This is a genomic window from Sphingobium psychrophilum (assembly GCF_012927105.1).
Classification (GTDB): domain Bacteria; phylum Pseudomonadota; class Alphaproteobacteria; order Sphingomonadales; family Sphingomonadaceae; genus Sphingobium; species Sphingobium psychrophilum.
Map to the genome: position 1 here is coordinate 34,883 of NZ_JABBFV010000026.1, position 20,046 is coordinate 54,928.

General features: G+C 59.0%; 14 protein-coding genes and 2 pseudogenes. 13 read left to right on the forward strand and 3 right to left on the reverse strand.

Going from position 1 to position 20,046, the window contains the following annotated elements:
• The first annotated feature begins 27 nt into the window (after window positions 1-27).
• Window positions 28-1,044, forward strand: a complete 1,017-nt coding sequence (locus HHL08_RS22185) for a diguanylate cyclase family protein (protein WP_169575127.1) — start codon at window positions 28-30, stop codon at window positions 1,042-1,044.
• On the opposite strand, the pseudogene HHL08_RS22190 reads toward HHL08_RS22185, so the two are convergent.
• A pseudogene (locus HHL08_RS22190) lies at window positions 990-2,053 on the reverse strand (IS630 family transposase). The gene HHL08_RS22185 and the pseudogene HHL08_RS22190 sit on opposite strands and share 55 nt — an antisense overlap.
• A gap of 78 nt (window positions 2,054-2,131) precedes the next feature.
• Between HHL08_RS22190 and HHL08_RS22195 the strand changes: the two are divergent.
• Window positions 2,132-2,668 (forward strand): annotated as a pseudogene (locus tag HHL08_RS22195) (GGDEF domain-containing protein); the annotation flags it as partial.
• Between the two features lie 27 nt (window positions 2,669-2,695).
• On the opposite strand, the gene HHL08_RS22200 reads toward HHL08_RS22195, so the two are convergent.
• Together HHL08_RS22200 and HHL08_RS22205 are read right to left on the reverse strand one after the other, a co-directional pair.
• Entirely contained in the window at window positions 2,696-3,319 is a 624-nt protein-coding gene (locus HHL08_RS22200; RefSeq protein WP_169575129.1) for a PilZ domain-containing protein, read from the reverse strand.
• 39 nt (window positions 3,320-3,358) lie between these two features.
• Window positions 3,359-4,447, reverse strand: a complete 1,089-nt coding sequence (locus tag HHL08_RS22205) for a flagellin N-terminal helical domain-containing protein (protein ID WP_169575130.1) — start codon at window positions 4,445-4,447, stop codon at window positions 3,359-3,361.
• Window positions 4,448-4,644: 197 nt separating this feature from the next.
• Here HHL08_RS22205 and HHL08_RS22210 point away from each other — a divergent pair, with 197 nt between their 5' ends.
• The 11 genes from HHL08_RS22210 to tnpC all read left to right on the forward strand — a co-directional run.
• Window positions 4,645-6,240 (forward strand): sensor histidine kinase, encoded by a 1,596-nt coding sequence (locus HHL08_RS22210; RefSeq protein ID WP_169575131.1) that lies wholly within the window; start codon window positions 4,645-4,647, stop codon window positions 6,238-6,240.
• Entirely contained in the window at window positions 6,233-6,835 is a 603-nt protein-coding gene (locus HHL08_RS22215) for a response regulator transcription factor (RefSeq protein ID WP_169575132.1), read from the forward strand. Before HHL08_RS22210 ends, HHL08_RS22215 begins: the two co-directional genes overlap by 8 nt.
• A 401-nt stretch (window positions 6,836-7,236) precedes the next feature.
• Window positions 7,237-7,587: a hypothetical protein gene (locus HHL08_RS22220; RefSeq protein ID WP_169575133.1), complete on the forward strand. Its 351-nt coding sequence runs from the start codon at window positions 7,237-7,239 to the stop codon at window positions 7,585-7,587.
• Window positions 7,587-8,303: a cellulose synthase operon protein YhjQ/BcsQ gene (locus HHL08_RS22225; RefSeq protein ID WP_096063546.1), complete on the forward strand. Its 717-nt coding sequence runs from the start codon at window positions 7,587-7,589 to the stop codon at window positions 8,301-8,303. Before HHL08_RS22220 ends, HHL08_RS22225 begins: the two co-directional genes overlap by 1 nt.
• 44 nt (window positions 8,304-8,347) lie before the next feature.
• Complete coding sequence (gene bcsA / locus HHL08_RS22230; protein ID WP_408021800.1) at window positions 8,348-12,661, forward strand: UDP-forming cellulose synthase catalytic subunit; 4,314 nt, start codon at window positions 8,348-8,350, stop codon at window positions 12,659-12,661.
• A 44-nt stretch (window positions 12,662-12,705) separates the two neighbouring features.
• The gene (locus HHL08_RS22235) at window positions 12,706-16,032 is read left to right on the forward strand and encodes a cellulose biosynthesis protein BcsC (RefSeq protein WP_235955232.1); all 3,327 of its coding nucleotides are present in this window, start codon (window positions 12,706-12,708) and stop codon (window positions 16,030-16,032) included.
• A gap of 11 nt (window positions 16,033-16,043) precedes the next feature.
• Entirely contained in the window at window positions 16,044-16,493 is a 450-nt protein-coding gene (gene bcsD / locus HHL08_RS22240; protein ID WP_235955233.1) for a cellulose biosynthesis protein BcsD, read from the forward strand.
• Window positions 16,483-17,490: a glycosyl hydrolase family 8 gene (locus HHL08_RS22245; RefSeq protein ID WP_096063542.1), complete on the forward strand. Its 1,008-nt coding sequence runs from the start codon at window positions 16,483-16,485 to the stop codon at window positions 17,488-17,490. Before bcsD ends, HHL08_RS22245 begins: the two co-directional genes overlap by 11 nt.
• 207 nt (window positions 17,491-17,697) lie before the next feature.
• On the forward strand, window positions 17,698-18,150 hold the full coding sequence (gene tnpA / locus HHL08_RS22250; RefSeq protein WP_169575136.1) for an IS66-like element accessory protein TnpA: 453 nt from the start codon (window positions 17,698-17,700) through the stop codon (window positions 18,148-18,150).
• Window positions 18,134-18,487, forward strand: coding sequence for an IS66 family insertion sequence element accessory protein TnpB (tnpB, locus tag HHL08_RS22255; protein WP_059150138.1), 354 nt, complete (start codon window positions 18,134-18,136; stop codon window positions 18,485-18,487). Before tnpA ends, tnpB begins: the two co-directional genes overlap by 17 nt.
• 41 nt (window positions 18,488-18,528) lie before the next feature.
• Window positions 18,529-20,046: IS66 family transposase (gene tnpC, locus HHL08_RS22260; RefSeq protein WP_235955234.1), on the forward strand; the 1,518-nt coding region annotated here is incomplete at its 3' end.

Consider the following 20,046-nt stretch of genomic DNA (forward strand, 5'->3'; position numbering starts at 1 on the left):
CCCTGCTCCGCCGTCTCCCCCACTATATTGCTCGGTACGCCAGCAGAGTCGTCCGTCAATCGATATATTGGCGAGAATCAGTGGTTGCGCGGCGCCCTTGGCATCAGCGCGGCGGTGTTTGTTGCAAGCCTCGTTGGCTTGTCGTCGCGTCATGCCTTCTCGGTGTCTTTCTGGCCAGCCAATGCCATTCTGGTTGGCTTGTTGCTGCGCGACCGCTCTTTGCACAACGCACCGGCATGGCTGGGTGCCTTGCTTGGCTATATGGCGGCCGATCTCGTTTTCGGGCGCACATTGTCTTTGGCCGCTTTCTTCGCTGCTACCAATGTCGTTGGGGCCTTCACGGCCACGATATTGCTGCGCCGCCTCGACTCACGGGATCTGGCGTTAAGGCGGGTTCATTCCGTGATCCGAATCCTCGCATGCCTGATCCCGGCCTGTTTCGCCGCCGCGATCTGTGGCGCGTTGCTCGTCAGGGTCCAGTTTCATGGGTCAATGAGCCAGGCACTCATGACCTGGCCGGCGAGCGAACTTGTCAACTATCTGATCATGCTTCCCGCCATGCTGACCGTAGGGTGGAAGGACATCGCACGACGCATATCGCAGAGCAATTCGATCAACAGCATCGGTAAGCTCGGCCCGGCAGTTTTCCTCATCATTTCTTGTGCTGCGGCGACAATATTTGATGGACCAGGCAGCATAATTTTCCCGCTGCCAGGCCTGCTGCTTTGCGCTCTTGTCTATTCTCTTCCGGTGACAGCTCTGTCGTCCATGCTCGTCGGTACTGCATTTCTGATGATGCTTGGTCTTGGCGTGATAGACATGGGTCAGAACATGGCGATCCCTTATATGGTCGTCTCGGTCCGTATAGCCGTCGCCTTTTTGGTCATGGTGCCGTTGACCATCAGTAGCGCAATGGCCGTTCGCGACGATTTGTTGGGAGAATTGCGCAAGGCGGCAGATCATGATGGTCTGATACCAACCTGCATTGATCACGACCCACGTGCCCATTTGCGGCGTCCAATTGTCATGATGCGCCAGGGCTGATCGATCAGCCTGTTCCAGGCTTCGCAGCAAAGGTCGACGATGTTGTCGTGGGACGTGAAGATGCGGTTGGATAGCCAGTTATCGCGCATGAACTGCCAGATATTTTCGACCGGGTTGAGTTCAGGACATTTTGGCGGCAGCGGAACGATGCTGATATTATCGGGTACTTCCAGCTTCCCGGTCATGTGCCATCCGGCCTGATCCATCAGCAGCACGCCGTGGGCACCTGGTTCGATAGCGAGCGATATCTCCGCCAGGTGCAGCGACATGGTCTGGGTATTACAGAAGGGCAGGACCAAGCCAGCGCCCTTGCCAAGCTCAGGGCAGATAGCGCCGAAGATGTAGGCTGATTTGGTCCTCTGATCCTTGGGCGCTGAAGGCCGGGTGCCGCGCCTGGCCCAGCGGCGGGTGATCTTGTTTTTCTGGCCGATACGGGCCTCGTCCTGGAACCATACCTCTATGGGCGTGTCGCGCGGGAGAGCGGCTTTGATCTTTGCCAGCTCGGCTGCAAAGCCCCCTTTTTGAAGTCCTCCATCGCATATTCGTTCTGGGCATGGTGACGTGGGCGTGCCGTCAATTTCACATAGCCCAGCTTTTTCAACTCTCGCCCTACGGTCGTTTCCGTCAGAGACACCCCAAATTCGTCATGAAGCCACCGCGCCAGGTCGATCAGCCGCCAACGCACAACTCCATGGATCGCTGGTATCGGTCCACTTTCAACGACCTACGCGAGCGCTTGGCGCTGGGTATCATTCAGCAAGGGCGGCTTGCCTGGGGCCTTGCCGTCAAGGAGACCCGCTGGACCTCGGGCGTTGAACCGCACCACCCAATCCCGCACGATCTGCAGGGTCACTCCGCCGATGCGCGCGGCATCGCTGCGGTTCGCGCCATCATAGATTTCCGCCAAAGATAGCAGTCGGCGTCCCTGGTTCGCGCTCTTTGTCGTCCGCGCCAGTCGCCTCAAGCCCGCTGCATCAAAGTCGTCTCGCAATCCAATCGCTGCACCCATGACAATGCCCTCCAACCCGAAGACATAGATTCATAGTTTCGCCGCTTTGGGAATCCCCCACGTGAGTCAGCATCACGGACGGATGGTATGACAGGGCTTCTTAACCGCCGGGCATTCGAACAACGGCTGGACACGCAACTGGCCGTTCCCCTGCGACAGGGTTCGAGCCTTCTCATTCTTTGGATCGACATCGATTTCTTCAAGTTGATCAATGACCGCCATGGCCATCCGGCAGGCGATGCGGTCTTGCAAGCCTTCGCCGCTACGGCACGTTCCTGTTGCAGGGCGAATGATTTTGTAGGACGATTGGGAGGGGAAGAATTCGCTTTGGTAGCGCAGGTGTCGAGCGCCGATGACGCCCAGGAGATAGCCAATAGGCTACGTGAAGCGTTCGCGGCGCAGACCCTCATATGGGAAGGTGCCGCAATCCGAGCAACCGTCAGTATTGGCGCCTGTTATCTAAATTGCGTGCACCAGGATATGGCGACCCTTATCCGTGATCTCGACACGGCTCTTTATGACGCAAAACGCAACGGCCGCAATCGTATCGAGTGGCTTGAACAGGATGTTTCGCGACGGGATAGGGTTATAGGGCCAAGACTGGCAAGGGCCTGATGCTTCCGAGTATAGAGCTGGAGATGCTCAGCGATTTACGCGTCCTATCCATTCGGCAAGGCCTGTGGCCTGGTCGTAGCTGCTATCCCCACATGCGTCTGGCCATTTTTGAAGCCATAGATCAAGCTCATCATATCCCATGGTGTGACTGAAATGAAGGCCGGCCTCATTGCCTTTGATCCAGGCCAGTCGGGCTTCCCGGCGACCTAGTCCCTGCAACTCGACGAGCAGCAGATCCCCGATATGAAGCCATGGCGCAACACCGCGGATTTTCATCCCACCAAGCGATATATCGACACTCAGGCACAAATGGGTCGCGCGGGGGCCGACAATCTGCACGGGTCTTTCCAATTGCAATCGAACCGATTCCTGTCCGCCATGGGCGCGTTTGCCCGCTTCGACCACATCCGACGGATTGACGGGACGATCAAACAAGACAGGAACGAGAGGGCCAGCAATGTCCCCCACCTGACCGGGTAGAAGATAATTTCCTCGTAAACCTATGCGAACGATCATGCCTGGCTCAAGCAAAAGGCGGGTCGCGATCATGACATGACTGGTCGACAATTTGCGCACGATGCATAGAGCTTGCGCATGATCATTTTGAACGCTGCCAATGTGGAGCAGCGACAGGCCGCTATTCATCATCATAGCTTCATCATTCCTCACCAGCGTCTATCGCTACCATCCTCATTCGATGAGCTTGAGCACGTCACGTTGACTGGCATTGGCCTGCGCAAGCATCGCGGTCGATGCCTGGGAAAGGATCTGGTTCTTGGCGAGATTGGTTGTCTCAGCGGAAAAATCCGCATCCTCAATGCGGGATCGTGCCTCGGTTAGATTGATCATCCCATTTTGCATATGCGCGGAAACAGATTCAAGGCGCCGCTGCATGGCACCAAGTGCGACGCGACCGTTGGAAATCTGCGCGATCGCCGCATCGATCACATCAAGCCCATGGGCGGCCGTGACGCCGATATCGGCATAGCTCTTATAGTCGGAATCAGTGTATTGCACATAGCCTGACGGATCACCCCAAGCGTGAACCCCACCACTATCATAGTCGCAGGTCCGGGCAACATCGACATCGGCATCAAGCGTAAGATCGATATTGGCGATTCCGACAAAGCGCATCGTGCCACCGACGGCCGTTTCCGTGCCGAGCAGCGTGAATTGATCTTCGCTGCTCCGGAGCGTCGGCAGTGCGAGCATCACGGCGTCAGTCGCATTTGCCCCGGTTTGTATCTTGATTGCCTTGCCACCTGCACGGCGGACCGTCTCATCCTGACCCACATGGTAGACCGCCGTATCGCGCAGATCGCCATCGCGATTATGATCGATGGCCAAAATGCCATTGGAGGTATCTGAAAAAAGCTTGGTCCCGTTAAATTGCGCCGTTTCCAACACATCATCGATCTGGGCGACCGTTTGTGCAAATTCGGCCTGAAGTGCGGCGCGATCATTGGCATTATTGGTGCCGTTGGCCCCTAAGAGCGCGAGTTCCCGCAGCCTTTGTAAGCTTGCTTCGACCTGTGCGAGCGTGGATTCAGCCGTCTGAGCCAGCGAAATGCCGTCCAACGCGTTGCGCTGACCTACCTCCATTCCCCTGATCTGGCTGGTCATGCCGGTCACAATGGCAAGACCTGCAGCATCATCCTTGGCAGAATTGATACGCTTGCCCGTCGAAAGACGCTCGCTCGCCTGCCCCAGAGCGGTGTTGGCGGACTCTATGGCGCGCTGCGCGCGCAAAGCGGCGCTGTTCGTCCCAATGACAGTCATCGACTTGTCTCCTTGGCTATAATCCGGGCGGCACGGGTCGCATAGCGCCGCCCGGACATCGGAGCCTATTGGGGTCCGATCAGAGCGTGATGCCGCCGCAGCGGCGCCAAGCCTATCCGGGCAAATCCCGGACTGGATGGATAGGCCAGGGAAAATTCCGGCTTGGCTGTGTAGCCCCAGGCGATAGAAGCTGTGCAATGCAGATATGGGCCATTCATCAGCATCTTATCGAACGGGTCAGCCATGTTCGCGCCGAGACCTGGTTGCTGCTTCTAATCTATCCGCTCGCGTTCAAAGCCGCGCATATGGCGGCGAGCCCTTGGGGCGGCGCGCATTTCTTCAGTCTCTGGTATCCCGCAGCCGGCGTCCGATTTGCGCTGTTGTGGCGTGTGGGTGCACGATTTACGCCCCTGATCATGATCGAGGAATGTCTTGTCCAGGTCGCGACAGGCACGGTGGAACTTCACCATCCTGAATTCCTGAACCATCTGGGCGGTGTTGCTCGCGCCCCTCTGGCCTACGGAGCGATGGTGGCCCTTGTCCGCTTCATTGAAACCAAAGGCCGGTCGGAACTGGCAATCGCCCCAATGCCCTTTGGCCTGGCTACGGTGCTTTCGCCGACCTTGGCCGCATTCGTGGCCGGCCTGTGGGAATGGATATGGCCAGGCTTATCGACCGACCTTTCCACGCAACCTTTTGCAACAATGATCGCTGCCTTCCTGATTGGTGATCTTCTGGGCGTCCTGCTGTTGGCGCCAGCCCTGTTATGGCTGTTTGACCCTTCTAACCGCTGGGGTCTGGGGATATTGAGTGGGACCCGCGCGATTGAAGCCGCTATCGTTTTTCTCGCTGGATGGCTCCTGGCGGCAGGGTTAGCGTCGGTCCAGCCTCAGATCGCTGTCATGCCGGTGCTGATCGCCGCCATATGGGCCGGGATCAGATGTGGACGCCATGGCGCCTGGGCGGCCATCATTCTGTCGGCAGCCATCATCCTTCCCTGGTCTGCTGCTGAGCAATCTGTTTCCACCAGGCTGGCACTCCATATGACCCTCGCGGCTATGGCCATAGCAGCCTATCTCGCCGGCAGCTTTGCCGAAGCGCAACTCACCGCACGACAGGATATCGGACGGCGCGATCGCATGTTGTTCCAGGCTGAGCGCCTCAAGACCCTGCGTGCCATGTCGGTGGCCATCATTCATGAAATCAGTCAACCCTTATCGACCCTGGCGATTGAGACGCGACATTTGTCGAAGCTGGCCGATGACGGTGACTGGGACCGCGCCGACATGGCCCAAAGTATCGAACTGATTGATCGCAAGACGGCATTGATTGCAGATATGGTCCGCCGCTTGCGAAGCTTTGGCGGGAGAAGCGTTGATGAGCCGTCGACCATTTCGGTGGCGCAGCTTCTGCGCGACTGCGTCACCATTCTCGAACGCGAAGCGCTGGACAAACAGTGTCAGATCAGGCTGGAACCAGTGGACAGCCAGCTTGTCGTGATGGGACACGAAATCGAACTCATGCAGATACTGATCAATCTGTTGCGCAATGCCATCGCAGCCTCTCCTGGAACGAGTATCAGCATTTGCGTGACATGTGCCAAGGACGCGGTCGCCATTGCGGTGGAAAACAGGCTCGTCCAGCCGGGTCGAGACCCTGGCGGCATGGGCATTGGTCTGATGGTTGCCAGGGCGATAGCCAATGCCCACGGTGGCGACTTGGTACGCGAAAAGGACAGCGACAAGGTGCGGCATACGGTACAGCTGCCGTTCGAAATGATGTCTCATGGCTGAGCCGGGCCCTGTCACTATAGTCCATGTTGTGGACGATGATCATGATCTGGGACGGGCTGTCGCCCGCCTGCTGACCCGCCTTGGCCACAGAGCTACCGCGTTTGAGAATCCGGTTGATATGATGAACCATCAGCGCAATGAACAGGCCCACTGCTTGGTGACAGACATCATGATGGCAGAGCTGGACGGATTTGCCTTTGCTGAACAGGTCCGGGCACAGGATCCAGCAATCGCCATCATCTTCATGACGGCTTGGCCATCAACGGCGAACGCGGTTGATGCCGTTCGGCTCTATGGCGGCCTGGACTATCTTGAGAAGCCACTTGACGAAGTGCGCCTGGCTGCAGCTGTAGCCGAGGGGGCGGGCTGGAGCTTGAAACGTCGCGACGCGCTCGGGCGTATCGGCATGCTGACACCGCGTGAGCGCGAAGTCTTTGCCTGCTTAGGCGAGGGCATGAGTAACAAGTTGGTTGCCTCCACGCTGGGCCTTAGCCCTAAAACGATTGAGGATCATCGGGCTGCGATCATTATGAAAACCGGGGCTGCCAGTCCCGCAGCGCTCATTGCTTTGTTCAGAGCTACTCAAGGCGCATAGGGACAGGGACTGCGCGCGGGCGCAAGAGATCGCACGATAACGAGCTGTAGGATCTGTCATCGAGGGTGCAGTTGCGCCATGGCGCAACGCGTGACGTAACCTGCTCATTCGCACAGCAGGCCGCGCGACCTAGACATAACGGCGAATTCAACGCAATCGATGACCACCAATCTCCCTCAACCTCTAGATAATCTTATCAGGCGAGCATAGATGAGATATGTCTATGTTGCATGATTTTGGTGTTACGCCAATCTATAGTTTGAATTTCTGCACGAGAGCCGGTTCAGGCATCGTCGTCTTTTGAGCTCACTTAATCGATCTCATCGGCACCCCTGCTTTTTTAAACATCTCGTTAACCATTAAACCCTATCTTTGCCGCTGCGGAACATGGGGATATGTTTATGCGATCGGATGCTGAAACTCTCCTGGCCCGGCTGGGGCGCACGGACTTTCGTTATAGAGAGTTTAGCGACTCCTTTGCCGACATGGAATTATGGCCTATTTTCGAGGCGTTGTTGAAGGATGAACGCGTGGTGGGCAGGCGGCTTTCGCCACTCGATACGCGCGACGACAGCAATATCATCACAGATGCGCGACAGCGCGCTGCAACGCCGTCGCCACCAGGTGCAGGAACAGCGGGCATATTTGGTGCTTATGCAACAGCCCAAGGCGGTCGCGATCAGCGTCCGTCTGTCGATGTACGCAATTTTCTGGCCGGTCTTTCGGCCAACAAAGCAGATCGGCAAGACTGATGGCATTGATCCTATGCCATTCGCCAAAGGGCGGCGTGGGCACCAGCTTCATAGCGGCCCAGCTCGCCATCGCCTTAGCCGGGCAGGGGCATGATGTCACAGCCGTTGATTTCACCTATCAGGATGCCCTCAAGCTTTTCTTCGGACTGCTGCCAACACAGCCGTTGATGGAAATGGGGCAGGCGACCAGCCAATCGATGGTCGTTTCCGGCGTGGAGTTGCTTAGTGCCCATAGCCTGAGCAGGGATCCCCATTTTCGCGAGCTATTGGCTCGGCCCGGACACTCGCCCTTTGAGAGCGACAAACTGTTCATCGCCGACGTTGCTGCTGGCGATCGCGAAACGAAAGAGCTTTTGCTGCCCCACGCGATGTTGCACATCTGCACCTTGCTGCCACGTCCCGGTTCGCTCGCTGCCCTCACCAAGGTACAGCCAGGAACGCCGACGATCGAGTTGCCGCGCACTGTCTTCGTTCTGAACCAGCTTGACGATACCCATCGCCTCTCGCGCCACAGCCATGTCTTCATTCGAGAGCTGTTTGGAGACAAACTCATTGGTACCGTACGGCGTGATGAAGGCGTCAACGAGGCGGCGGCTATGTTCGAGCCGACCGCCAAATTCGCTCCGGCGAGCGCAGCCCTTGTCGATTTGAAGACGTTGGCATTGGCCGTCGAAGCGCGTTGTGGCTTGGCTCAGGCCGATGGGGATCAGCCGTGAGGGCGCTTGGGTCCGGCCTCACAAAATGGGCCTTCATCCTGGGCGTGACCCTTTTGAGCATTCTCTTTGTGGGTGTGCCGCTTGACCTTGGGCCACAATGGATTTGCGCTGGCATCACCATAATGGGTGCCATCATCATCGGGCGCAAGAACACGCGCAAGGCCAACCTGACCCTGGCGATATTGTCGGTTCTGGTTTCATCCCGTTATATGTTCTGGCGTACAACCCAGACGCTGGAATTCGGCTCGGTTCCCGAATTCCTGCTGGGTAGCGGCCTCTATCTGGCCGAACTTTATGCCTGGGTCATTCTCATTTTGGGGTTTCTCCAGACCGGCTGGCCGCTCGATCGCCCGGTGGTGGAAATTCAGGGCGAGCCTGAGCAATGGCCAATCGTCGATGTGTATATCCCGACCTATAATGAGAGCCTGGAGATCGTCAGCAACACTGTGTTCGCGGCGATGGACATGGATTATCCGGCCGACAGGTTTCGAGTGTTCATCCTCGACGACGGACGTAGACCGGAATTTCGCGCCTTTGCGCGGCAGGCAGGCTGCGGCTATCTCACGCGCGCCGACAATCTTCATGCCAAGGCCGGCAATCTGAACGCCGCGATGAAGAAGACCGAAGGCAGCCTGATCGCCATTTTCGACTGCGACCATGTGCCGACCCGCGCCTTTCTTCAGATGACGGTGGGCTGGTTCCAGCAGGACGCCAAGCTGGCGATGCTCCAGACCCCGCACCATTTCTACTCTCCCGATCCAGCCCAGCGTAATCTTGGCACGGTGCGCGACCTGCCTGGTGAAGGTGACCTGTTTTACGGCGCAGTGCAGGCCGGCAACGACCTGTGGAACGCGACCTTCTTCTGCGGCTCCTGCGCGGTCATTCGTCGGGAGGCATTGGCGCAGACCAACGGTTTTGCGGGCGAGACCGTTACCGAAGACGCCCATACCGCGCTCAAACTGCAGCGGATGGGCTGGAACACCGCCTATATTGGCGCCCGTCTTTCGGCCGGGCTCGCGACCGAGCGGCTCGTTTTGCATATCGGCCAGCGCATTCGCTGGGCGCGCGGGATGACGCAGATTCTGCGGATCGACAATCCCTTGTTGGGACGCGGGCTGAACTGGCAGCAGCGGCTTTGCTATCTCAATGCGATGCTGCACTTTCAGTTTCCGCTGCCCCGGATCGTGTTCCTGACATCACCACTGGCCTATCTGATCTTTGGCCAGAACATCATTCATGCTTCGGCTTCGCTGATCTTCGCTTATGCTTTGCCACATCTCTATTGCTCGATGGTATCAGGTACGCGAGCCCAGGGTGGCGACCGCCGACCGCTGTGGGGTGAGATCTATGAGACGATCCTTGCTTTCCATCTCGTATCACCAACCGTCCTGACGCTATTTCAGCCGCGCAAAGGCAAGTTCAACGTCACCGATAAAGGCAGCTTGCTTGACCGCACCTATTTCGATCTTGGGACGGTCAAGCCACATCTGATCTGCATTGGATTGATCCTGTTCGGTGTCGCGCTCGCCGTGGTGAAGCGAATATTCTTTTCGCATCTGTTCAACATTCAGACCGATACCTTGTTGCTCAACGCAGCATGGGCGCTGTTCAGCGTCATCATTCTCTTGGCAGCGGTGTCCGTCGCGCGCGAAACCAGGCAGTCGCGCGAGCATATTCGCATCGGCGCACAGCTTCCGGTCACGATCTATATGCAGGACGGCTATGTTATCGATGCCTGCACCACGGACATTTCCATGGGTGGGGCCGGGATCTTGGTCCCGTCAGATTTCACGCTGGCTGGCCGCACGATAACCCATGTGTCCTTGCCCATGGGGGATGAGAAGCTGACTATTCCGGTTGAGACCATCAGGATCGTAGGCGGGCAGGCCTATCTGCGCTTCCAGCCGCTCGACATGACGCTTTCGCGCCAACTGGTTCGCGCCGTCCTTGGCCGCGCCGACGCCTGGCAACCCGCAGCGCCGCGTGCGCCGGTATCGGGTTTACGCTCACTTTGGGACATTATCGTGGTGGATTACACAACGCTCAAACGCTTGTTCCGACTCAACCGCAGCGAGCGTCGAGCGCTCCGTCAGGCACAGGTGCCAGCGCCCTCCAAGGGCAAGCAGGCCATAGCTGCGGTCGCCGTCATGCTGGCGCTTTTACCGGCCGGCTTCTCAGAACGCGCTCAAGCCCAGTCTCCCGTCGCCACCACTGCGGCGTTGGCTCAGGGCGCAGGCGCACGACGCGAGCGGCTGACCTTCCGCGACCTGCAGGTCAAATCACCCATTCGTCTGGCCGGTACGCGCGGTGAAATTGGTATTCCCTTCGGGGTCCGGCGCAACGACGTTGTGACCCAGGCCAATCTCACTCTCAATTTCGCCTGGTCGCCAGCGTTGCTGGGTGACCTCAGCCAATTGGTCGTGCTGCTCAATGGCGAGGTGGTGCAGACCATTGCCCTGCGCCCAACGGAGGCTGCCGGTCAAAATCTTGCCATTCCTGTTAATCCGGCGCTGTTCCTGCCGGGCGACAACAGGTTGAACCTTCGTCTGATCGGCCATTATGCGCGCGATTGCGAAGATCCTTTCCACAGCTCTCTATGGGCAAACATCAGCAATGTGCGGTCCTGGTTCGACATGACCGTCCAGACCCTGCCGCTTGGTCCCGATCTCGCGCGTCTGCCGGGGCCTTTCTTCGACAAGAATGATAACCGGCCGCTACGCCTGCCTTTCGTGTTCGCGGGTCAACCAGGCAACGGCGAACTGGAGGCGGCGGCAAGCATGGCGTCCTGGTTCGGTAGTCTGGCGAGCTATCGCGGCTTTTCGTTCAAGCCGCTCTACAATCAGATCCCGCAGGGCAATGCCATTGTGTTCCTCAAGGCGGGCAGGCCGCTTGCGGGTCTGACGATGGCCGTGACCGGTCCGTCGGTCAGCGTCGTTCGCAATCCCCGCGATGGCTTTGGCGAATTGCTCGTCGTCATGGGGCGCAGCGATCAGGAACTCAAGCTCGCCGCAGGGGCGATCGCAGCAGGGCGAGGCGTGTTGGGCGGATCGCGCATGGCCTTTGATGGTGTGCGCATTCCCACCTATGCCCGCTATGCTGCGCCCCGCTGGCTTCAAACGGATCGGCCCGTCCGCCTTGGCGAAATGATGGACGCCTACGCCCTTCAGGGCATGGGGCTTCCGCCTGGCCCGCTCAGTGCCCGCTTTCGCGTCGCGCCCGACCTCTTCTTCTGGCCGCGGAGCGGTGGCACGCTCAACCTGCACTATCGCTACCCTTCAGCGCCCTGGCTCGACAAGCGGGCATCGCGGCTCGATGTGTCGATCAACAATCAGTATCTTCGCACGCTGCCCTTGTCAGGTGCGGGCTGGTGGTACCAGTTGTTTGGCAGCAGGGGGGCATCGTCGCAGGACGGCAGAGCCTCCGTTGTGCTCCCCCGCTACAATTTGTTCGGCCAGAATGAGCTGACCTTCGATTATAATCTGATCATCGCCGACAAGAAGCGGTGTGAAGGCACTTTGCCGGACAATGTCCGGGTCAGCATCGAACCCACCAGTATGATAGATCTGACCCACGCCTATCATGCCCTGCAAATGCCGGACCTCGCAACCTTCGCCGGTGCAGGCTATCCCTTCACCATACGTCCTGACCTGACGGAAACGACCGTTCTTGTGGGACAAAGGGCAACGCCGGGCGCGATTGAAGCATTTTTGACGTTGATGGGGCGCTTTGGCGATTCGACCGGCGCGCCCACCACCGGGGTCACAGTGGCCAGCGCGATCGATCCTTCGCGGCTGAGTGGCAAGGACATCTTGGTGATCGGTGCCAGCAGCGTTGCGGCATCGGCCCAGTTGTTCGGCGACGCGCCCGTTCATTTTCAAAACGGCCAGTTGCAGGTAAAGGAACGCACGCCTGTTGATCGCGTCTTTGGCATGATGTCCCCCTATAGCCGCGCAAGCCAGGACGATGTCGAACAGGCGCTGTACGCCGCCAACGGCTTCCAGGGCATTGTCGGATTTGAGTCGCCTTTCGAAAAGGGACGCAGCGTCGTTGCGCTGCTCGCGGATGATCCGCGCGCCTTGCCGCAACTGGTGGGGGGGATGGCCGAGCCCAAGATCAATGCCCAGATCCAGGGTGACCTATCCGTTGCCAGCGGCGATGGCATGAACAGCTTTGCCGTTGGCTCTGGCTATTGGGTCGGCTCCATGCCGTTCTGGATGAAGATTGCCTATTGGTTCAGCCAGCGGCCGCTGTTGATGGCCATGGCCGGGCTGCTCATTGCGGTCCTGCTGGCCGGGCCTGCCTATCTCTATTTCAGTCGCCAGGCAAAACGGCGCTTGGGCGAAGGTGACGCGGAATGACCAAGGGCAAAATTCTTTCCCTGCGACTGCTTTTGACCGCAGCAATGGCCACAACCATCGTTCCGACGAGGGCACAGGCCGAGGTGCCCGGTGTGTCTACGCTGATCCAGCAGGGACAATATTGGCAGTCGAAGGGACGGCAGGATCTGGCAAACCAAGCCTTCCGCCGGGCACTGATCCTCGATCCTACCAATGGGGAAGCGCGTCGTGGTCTGGCTGGTCAGGGTGCCCGCACAAATGCCAAGCCTGCGGCTCCAACGCCCGCCCTTGTCGCCCGGCCTGCTGCTACGCCGCAGCCAGCGCAGCCGACGCCACGCGTCGCGCAACCAGCGCGGACCGGGAATGACGCCCGCGCAGCGGGATTTCGAGCGCTCGATGATAATCAACTGGATGAAGCCGAGGAGCTGTTCACGCGCGCGATTTCCCGCAATCGCGGCGACGCGGATGCACAAGGGGGTCTTGGACTGGTGCGTTTGCGCCAGGGGCGTTTTGGTGAAGCGCGAGATTTGCTCAATCAGGCCACGCGACTGGGCGGGCCGGCCAAATGGAGCGAGGCGCTGGCGTCGGCTCAATTCTATGGAGGGCTGGCAGATGCCCGCGCGTTGCTGGCTGATGGCCGGATCGACCAATCCCAGGCCCAGGCAGAGGGTCTCGCCCGATCGGGCTTTGCCCAGCGTGGTCCCGCGCTTGAGCTTCTGGCGGAGATTTATGAACGGCAGGGCCGTTATGCCGATGCTGCCGATATTTATCGTCAGGCTAGCGAAGGCAGCCCCGAGGGTGGCAATCGTTTGCGCAGCCGGGCAGCGCGCGATCGGGCCCTTCAGGCGGCCGCTCAGGGGGACGACTTCAGGGCCGAGCAGGAATTTCAAGCGGGCTTATTGCTGGATCAAAATGATCCGTGGATCCGGTACGAATTTGCACGCTATCTGATCTCCAAGGGGCGGCTGCCAGAAACCGAGTCCCAGATCAATTCGCTCACCAACCTGGCAACCCCAGATTCGCTTTACGCAGCCGCGCTGATCAATGCGGATCTGGGGCGTCTGGCAGCAGCCGACAAGCTCATCGGGCGTATTCCGCAAGCGCAGCGTAGCGTCCAGATGCGCAACTTCGCGATCGGCCTGAAAACCGACAGCGCCATCGAGCGTGCCAAGGCGATGGCGAGCCAAGGGCAGCAAGGCGAAGCGCTGGCGGTGCTGCGGCAATTGGGCGCGACGCCGGGCATGCCTGCCGTCAAGCAAGCTGCGATCGCCGATGCCCTATATGAACTGGGCGACGGCGAAGCGGCGGCGTCACTGGCGCAGCAAGCGATGGCGGGTGAGATAGGCAGCGCCGAAGGCTATGAGCCCATTGTGCGCGTGCTTGCCAAGACCGGGCGTGACGGCTTTGCCAATGCGGCTGTGCAGCGCGCAACGCAGATGGCGGGGACTTCTGTGGATGGGCAACGCACGGTTGCGCGCCTGAACGGCATCATGGCCGCTTCGCAGGCCGACAGGTTGCGTACGGCCGGCCAATATGCGCCTGCCTTCGATCAGTTGCAGGCAGCCTGGAACGCTGCGCCTGGCAATCAGGAAGTGCTTGCCGCGCTCGCGCGCTTATACCAGTCAGGCGGCTTGCATGTGCAGGCAGCGCAGACATATCAGCTGATTTTGGCACAGTCGCCCGACAATAAGGGCGCGCTCATCGGCCTCATCGAGACCGCCGGTGCGGCGGGCGATAAGGGGCTGGCACGGCAGGCGATAGACCGGGCGATCAAGGTTGCACCCGATGATCATGAAATCTACATGGCCGCAGCCCGCATGGAACAGGCCCGCGGCGATGAGGGGGCAGCCGTCAAATATCTCAAGCGCGCCAGGGAGATATATGCGCGCCAGTCCAACAGCGGTGGTGGCCAACTGACATCGGCCAACCCCTTTGCGGCAAACATGCAGGGCAATAATCCGTTCCGCAATCAAGCGCCCGCGGCCGCTGCGCCGACCATCAATCCCTTCGCTCTTCAAGGGGGTGCGCGTATGCCGATCGCCGTGCCGACGCCTGCGCCCCTCTATCGCGATCAGGCGTACGAGAGCGCGAACAATGCGGGACAGCAGCCTGCTCCCTATCAAGTCACCGCTAGTCCCCCGACAGCCTTTCCCGGACAGGCATGGCAAGGTTCCGGGGCCCAAGAGAGCCGCAGCCCATCAGTCGACAGCTATGGCATGGTGAGCAGCGATCCGGTTCTGGCCTCCATCCAGACAGACATCAATGCTTTGACACGGCGTTCGGGACCGCGGGCCGATGTCCAGACCGGCTATCGCGAGCGGTCGGGCGAAACCGGACTGAGCGCGCTCAAGGAGGTTACCGGTTCGGCCGAAATTTCGACAGGGCTTGGCAATGGCCGCATTGGAGCAAAGGTCGATGCGGTCGTACTCGACAGCGGGCGTCCAACCGGGTCGGCACTCGCGCGCTTTGGTCGCAACGGCACGGCCGAGGCACAGGCTATCGTCGATGAAGAGGAAGCTTCCCTGACGCAGGCTGCGACGCAGCATGCTTCGGGCGTTGCGATCTCGGCCAGCTACACGAGCCCGGTCCTGCAACTTGAGGTGGGCGTCACTCCGCTTGGTTTTGAAGATACAGAAGTGACCTGGCGCGCCGCCATCAGTCCGCGTTTCTCGCCTAACGCCACGGCAAGACTATGGGCAGAAAGCAAAGCTGTGACTGACAGCGTCATATCCTATGCCGGTACGCGCGATCCGGTAACGGGGCAATTGTGGGGGCAGGTGATGCGGACGGGCGGCGGACTGTCCTTCTCCTATGATCGTGAGGGAGCGGGGGTTTATGGCGATGCCGCCTATAGTCGCTATGACGGGACGAATGTGCGCCGCAACAGCGGGGTGCAGGTCAATCTGGGCGGCTATATGCCTTTCTATCGAGGCGATCATTCGGTGCTGACCGGGGGCGTGAACGTCAACTATCAAAGCTTCGACAATAACCAGAATTTCTTCACCTTTGGTCATGGCGGCTATTTCAGCCCGCAAAGCTTTCTCAGCGTCAGCTTCCCGGTCCGCTACAGCTATGAAAAGGACAAGCTGCAGATCCGCGCCAATGCCGCGCCGGGCTATCAATCCTTTAGCCAGGACCAGGTGGCGCTCTATCCCACCGATCCGTCCGGTCAGGGTCTTCTCGACAGCTTGAAGGCTCGAAATAGCGACGTCCGATCCTTCTATGATAGCATCAGCAAGACCGGCTTTGCTCTCTCTGCAGATGGATCAATCTATTACCGCGTGTCTCCTGGCACGCGTGTTGGGGGCGAGATTGGGATCAACACGTTCGGGACATATGACGAGTTCAAATCGTTGATCGGCATCAGACAGTCATTAGGGGGCGCAAAATGAGAGAGGACTTCATGGAAACGCCAATCGCAGCACCGCATGCGCCCGATGTGGCTGGACTGTCTCTCCTGACCGCATTGACGGCTAGCGAGATTTTCAAGAGTGCGACGGCAGCGCAAGCGCGAGGCTTTTATGTTGCTGTGGGAAAAAGGATCGCGTCCCTCGCTCCAGTGGAGGATATCTCTGACCTTGACGCGTTGACGCAACGGATTAATCGGGTCTGGCACGCTATGCATTGGGGAGAAGCGTCGTTATCGATGGATGATGAAGGCATTATCGTTCATCATCATGGTATGCCCGACGCATTGGAAGGCGATCTCGAAGGTCATTGGCCAGACGTCAAAAACGCTATCCTCGAAGGCGCTTATGATGGGTGGTTCCGTACTTTGGGCAGTGGCCCGCAACTAAAGACTTGGATAGTTCACACGCATGAAGGCCAAATCGAGTTGCGTCATGGGCGTTGATCGACGCACCGCCTGCCTGAGCCTTTTGTTCGCGGCCACGGCTGGCTGCGCCCAGGCGGGGGGCAGCAAAATCGTGGCGGGCGCTATCAGTTGGCCAAATTTCAAGGCTGCATTTCTCGATCCCTCGGGACGGATCATCGATAACGGCAATGGCGGGATCAGCCATAGTGAAGGACAGGGCTATGGCATGGCTCTGGCACTGCGGGGAGGGGATCAAGCTGCGTTTGACACCATTTTTCGTTGGTCCGAGGCTAATCTGGCAAATCGCGATACCGGGCTTTATGCGTGGCGATATGATCCGCGCCAGCCAAATCCCGTAGGTGATCAGAATAATGCTTCGGACGGTGATATTTTTATTGCCTGGGCTTTGGCCGACGCCGCACGCAAATGGAAGAACCCTTCCTACGCGTCGCGCTCGGCTGAGATCCGGCGTGCGATAAGGTCGAGCCTTGTTCTCGAACGTTATGGCAGATCGCTGCTGTTGCCCGGGGTACAAGGGTTCGTGAAGCCTGACGCGGTTACACTTAATCCCGCTTATTTTATTTGGCCCGCGCTCGATGCCTTTCGCCTGTTGGATGGCGATGCTGTATGGGGTAAAGTCATCGCTGACAGTGAAGCGATCGCCAGTGCTTCACGTTTTGGGCCATTGCACCTACCGACCGACTGGATAGATATTAGCGGGCCTGCCATCGTGTCGCCCGCTTCTGGACGTCCAGCGCGGTTTGGATTTGATGCCATCCGCGTGCCTCTTTATGCAAAATCGGGCAGGCGCACCAGCTTGCTGGCACCTGTCGCGAACTTTTGGCAAGCTTATGTTGGCAAAGGCAAGCCCATCCCGGCATGGATTGACGTCGAGTCAGGTGAGGAGGCACCTTATGCATTGTCATCGGGTGGCATGGCTGTTGCAAGTCGCACGCTCGGGCTGCAGGAGCCGTTGGACTTAAGCGCAGACTATTATGCTGCAGTGTTGCAGATGCTCGCGCGCTTCCTTCCCTGATTTAAAGTAACGCTATTGTATCTTTCGACGGGAGATTGGATTACTATCTACCAGTTTGATACAGCGTTATATTGATGGTCAACGTGCATATGGTATTGAAGGAATGCATCATCCCGGGACGATTGGCGGTAAGCGCGAAATTCCCCCCACCTGTTCGGTTGAGTGACGCGGTGTGAAGGATGTGTCCACCAAAGAAGAGGTGGACACATGGAGATGGCACCGATGGGCTCCTATGGGCTCGAGGTTGTAAGGGTGACGAGTAACGGCCGACGCTATTATGGTCGGGCGGGGAAGGCACGGTTGATCGAGGCGTGCCTCGAGCCGGGCATATCGGTGGCGAGGCTTGCGCTGGAGCATGGTGTCAACGCCAACCAACTGCGCAAATGGGTCAGGAAGTATCAAGAGCGCCAGAGTGCGAACGGGCAGCGGAGCACGGGGCAGTTGCCGGATTCGTCGGCGTTTATCCGGGTGGAGACGTCTCCGGCGCCTGCGGAGCGACACACTGGTGGGATCGCGATCCGGTCTGCGGGATTGGTACCGTCAGTGCGGCTGCAGGCGTCGATGCCAAATGGCGTATCGCTGACGCTGGAGGGGTGTGACGCGCAGTTACTGGTGGTGATGATCGATGCGCTGGGGCATTGCAATGTTCCGGCTCGCTGAAGATCTGCGCGTCTATCTCCACCGGGATCCGATCGATTTCCGTTGTGGGATCAACAGCCTTGCGATCCTGGTCGAGCAGTCGATGGGCCTCAATCCGTTCGAGCGCGCGGCGTTCGCCTTCTGCAACCGGCGCCGGACCCGGATGAAGCTCCTGTTCTTTGATCGCTCCGGCTTTGTATTGGTGCTCAAGGCGCTGACGGAGGACAAGTTCCGATGGCCCAAACGAGCGGAAACGGTGGTGGCGCTCACCGCGGAGCAATTGCGATGGCTGCTCGACGGGATCGATATTGACGCAATGGTCCCTCATCCGGTGCGGCAATATCAGTTTGTCGGCTGAAGGCTGTTGACGCGGGAGGGGGCTTTCGATTCAAGACTGCGATGGATCGAGGCGGCGCCCCCACTATTGCGGAATTGATGGCGCTTCTGGCGACGAAAGCCGCCGAGGTCGAGACATTGCAGGCCGAGAGAGACGCTCTTGTCCGGCGCATCCTGAAGCTTGAGGAGGAACTGGCGCTGGCGCGGTTGCACCGCTTTGCGCCGCGCAGCGAAAAGCACATGGATCGCGTCTTCAATGAAGCCGAGCAGGCCGCCCTTGAGGACGATGCAGACGAAGATCACGACGATATCGACGAGCCGGGCGCTGCCGATCTTCCCGACACGGGATTGCCGGAGGCGAAAAAACCAGAAGGGAAGAAGCGCGGGCGCAAACCACTTCCTGCCGGCCTGCCACGCCAGCGCGTTGAATATGACCTCGCCGACGACCAGAAGGTTTGCCCGTGCTGCAGCGAACGGCTGCATCGCATGGGGGAAGTGGTAACCGAGCAGCTTCACATCGAGGTGAAGGCCACGGTCCTGCAGAATGCCCGCGCCAAATATGCGTGCCGCAATTGCGACCGCACCGGGGTCGCCACGCCGATCGTCCTTGCGCCAATGCCCGCTCAGCCCTTGCCGGGGAGCATTGCCACGGCCTCGACGCTGGCCTTTGCTCTTGTCCACAAATACGTGGATGGCACGCCGCTCTATCGTCTGGCGCAAACCTTCGAGCGTGCAGGTGTACCCGTTAGCCGCGGTGCTCTGGGCCATTGGGTGATTGGTTCTAGCGAGAGGCATCTGTATCGCATCTATGACGCCCTCAAGCTGCGGCTCCGGTCCCAAGACGTCATTCATGGCGACGAGACTACGGTTCAAGTGCTGAAGGAAGAGGGCAAGGCCCCTACCAGCACCTCGTATATGTGGGCCTATCGCAGCAGCGAGGACAGCGAACAGCCGATCGTGCTGTTCGACTATCAACCCGGTCGCGGGCAGGAACATCCGCAGGCCTTCCTCGGCGACTATCGCGGTATCCTGATGAGTGACGGTTATACGGCCTGGCGCACATTGAAAGGCGCCACGCATCTGGGCTGCATGGCCCACGCCAGACGGCGCTTTGCCGACGCCCTCAAGGCGAGGAAGAAACAAGGCGGGCCGCCCGCACAGGCGCTCAAGTTCTTCGACCAGCTCTACCGGATCGAAAGGCAGGTGCGGGACGAAATGCCCGGTGACGGGGAAACGCAGGCCAGCTACCTGCGCCGCTTCCGCCAGAAACATAGCGTCCCGGTCCTGGATGCACTCAAGGCGTGGCTCGATGACATCGCACCCAAGGTTGTGCCCGACACCAAGCTTGGCGATGCGGTATCCTACACCCTCAACCAGTGGGAATACCTGACGCGCTACGTCGAAGACAGCAGGATGCCGATCGATAACAATCTTCTCGAACGCGACATCAGGGTTTTTGCAACGACCGATTCATACTACACCTCCTCTTCAAATGTCCGGAAACAGGGACTTTTGGTTTTCCATTTTGATGCGACACGGGCCTCTGTGACGCGGGAACTGGGTCACTTCGTCCTTTTCCAG

Coding starts and splice junctions, on each gene's coding strand:
- HHL08_RS22200 (WP_169575129.1), bottom strand. CDS start 3,319: ATGATGATGAATAGCGGCCTGTCGCTGCTCCACATTGGCAGCGTTCAA.
- HHL08_RS22205 (WP_169575130.1), bottom strand. CDS start 4,447: ATGACTGTCATTGGGACGAACAGCGCCGCTTTGCGCGCGCAGCGCGCC.
- HHL08_RS22210 (WP_169575131.1), top strand. CDS start 4,645: ATGCAGATATGGGCCATTCATCAGCATCTTATCGAACGGGTCAGCCAT.
- HHL08_RS22215 (WP_169575132.1), top strand. CDS start 6,233: ATGGCTGAGCCGGGCCCTGTCACTATAGTCCATGTTGTGGACGATGAT.
- HHL08_RS22220 (WP_169575133.1), top strand. CDS start 7,237: ATGCGATCGGATGCTGAAACTCTCCTGGCCCGGCTGGGGCGCACGGAC.
- HHL08_RS22225 (WP_096063546.1), top strand. CDS start 7,587: ATGGCATTGATCCTATGCCATTCGCCAAAGGGCGGCGTGGGCACCAGC.
- HHL08_RS22235 (WP_235955232.1), top strand. CDS start 12,706: ATGGCCACAACCATCGTTCCGACGAGGGCACAGGCCGAGGTGCCCGGT.
- bcsD (WP_235955233.1), top strand. CDS start 16,044: ATGGAAACGCCAATCGCAGCACCGCATGCGCCCGATGTGGCTGGACTG.
- HHL08_RS22245 (WP_096063542.1), top strand. CDS start 16,483: ATGGGCGTTGATCGACGCACCGCCTGCCTGAGCCTTTTGTTCGCGGCC.
- tnpA (WP_169575136.1), top strand. CDS start 17,698: ATGGAGATGGCACCGATGGGCTCCTATGGGCTCGAGGTTGTAAGGGTG.
- tnpB (WP_059150138.1), top strand. CDS start 18,134: ATGTTCCGGCTCGCTGAAGATCTGCGCGTCTATCTCCACCGGGATCCG.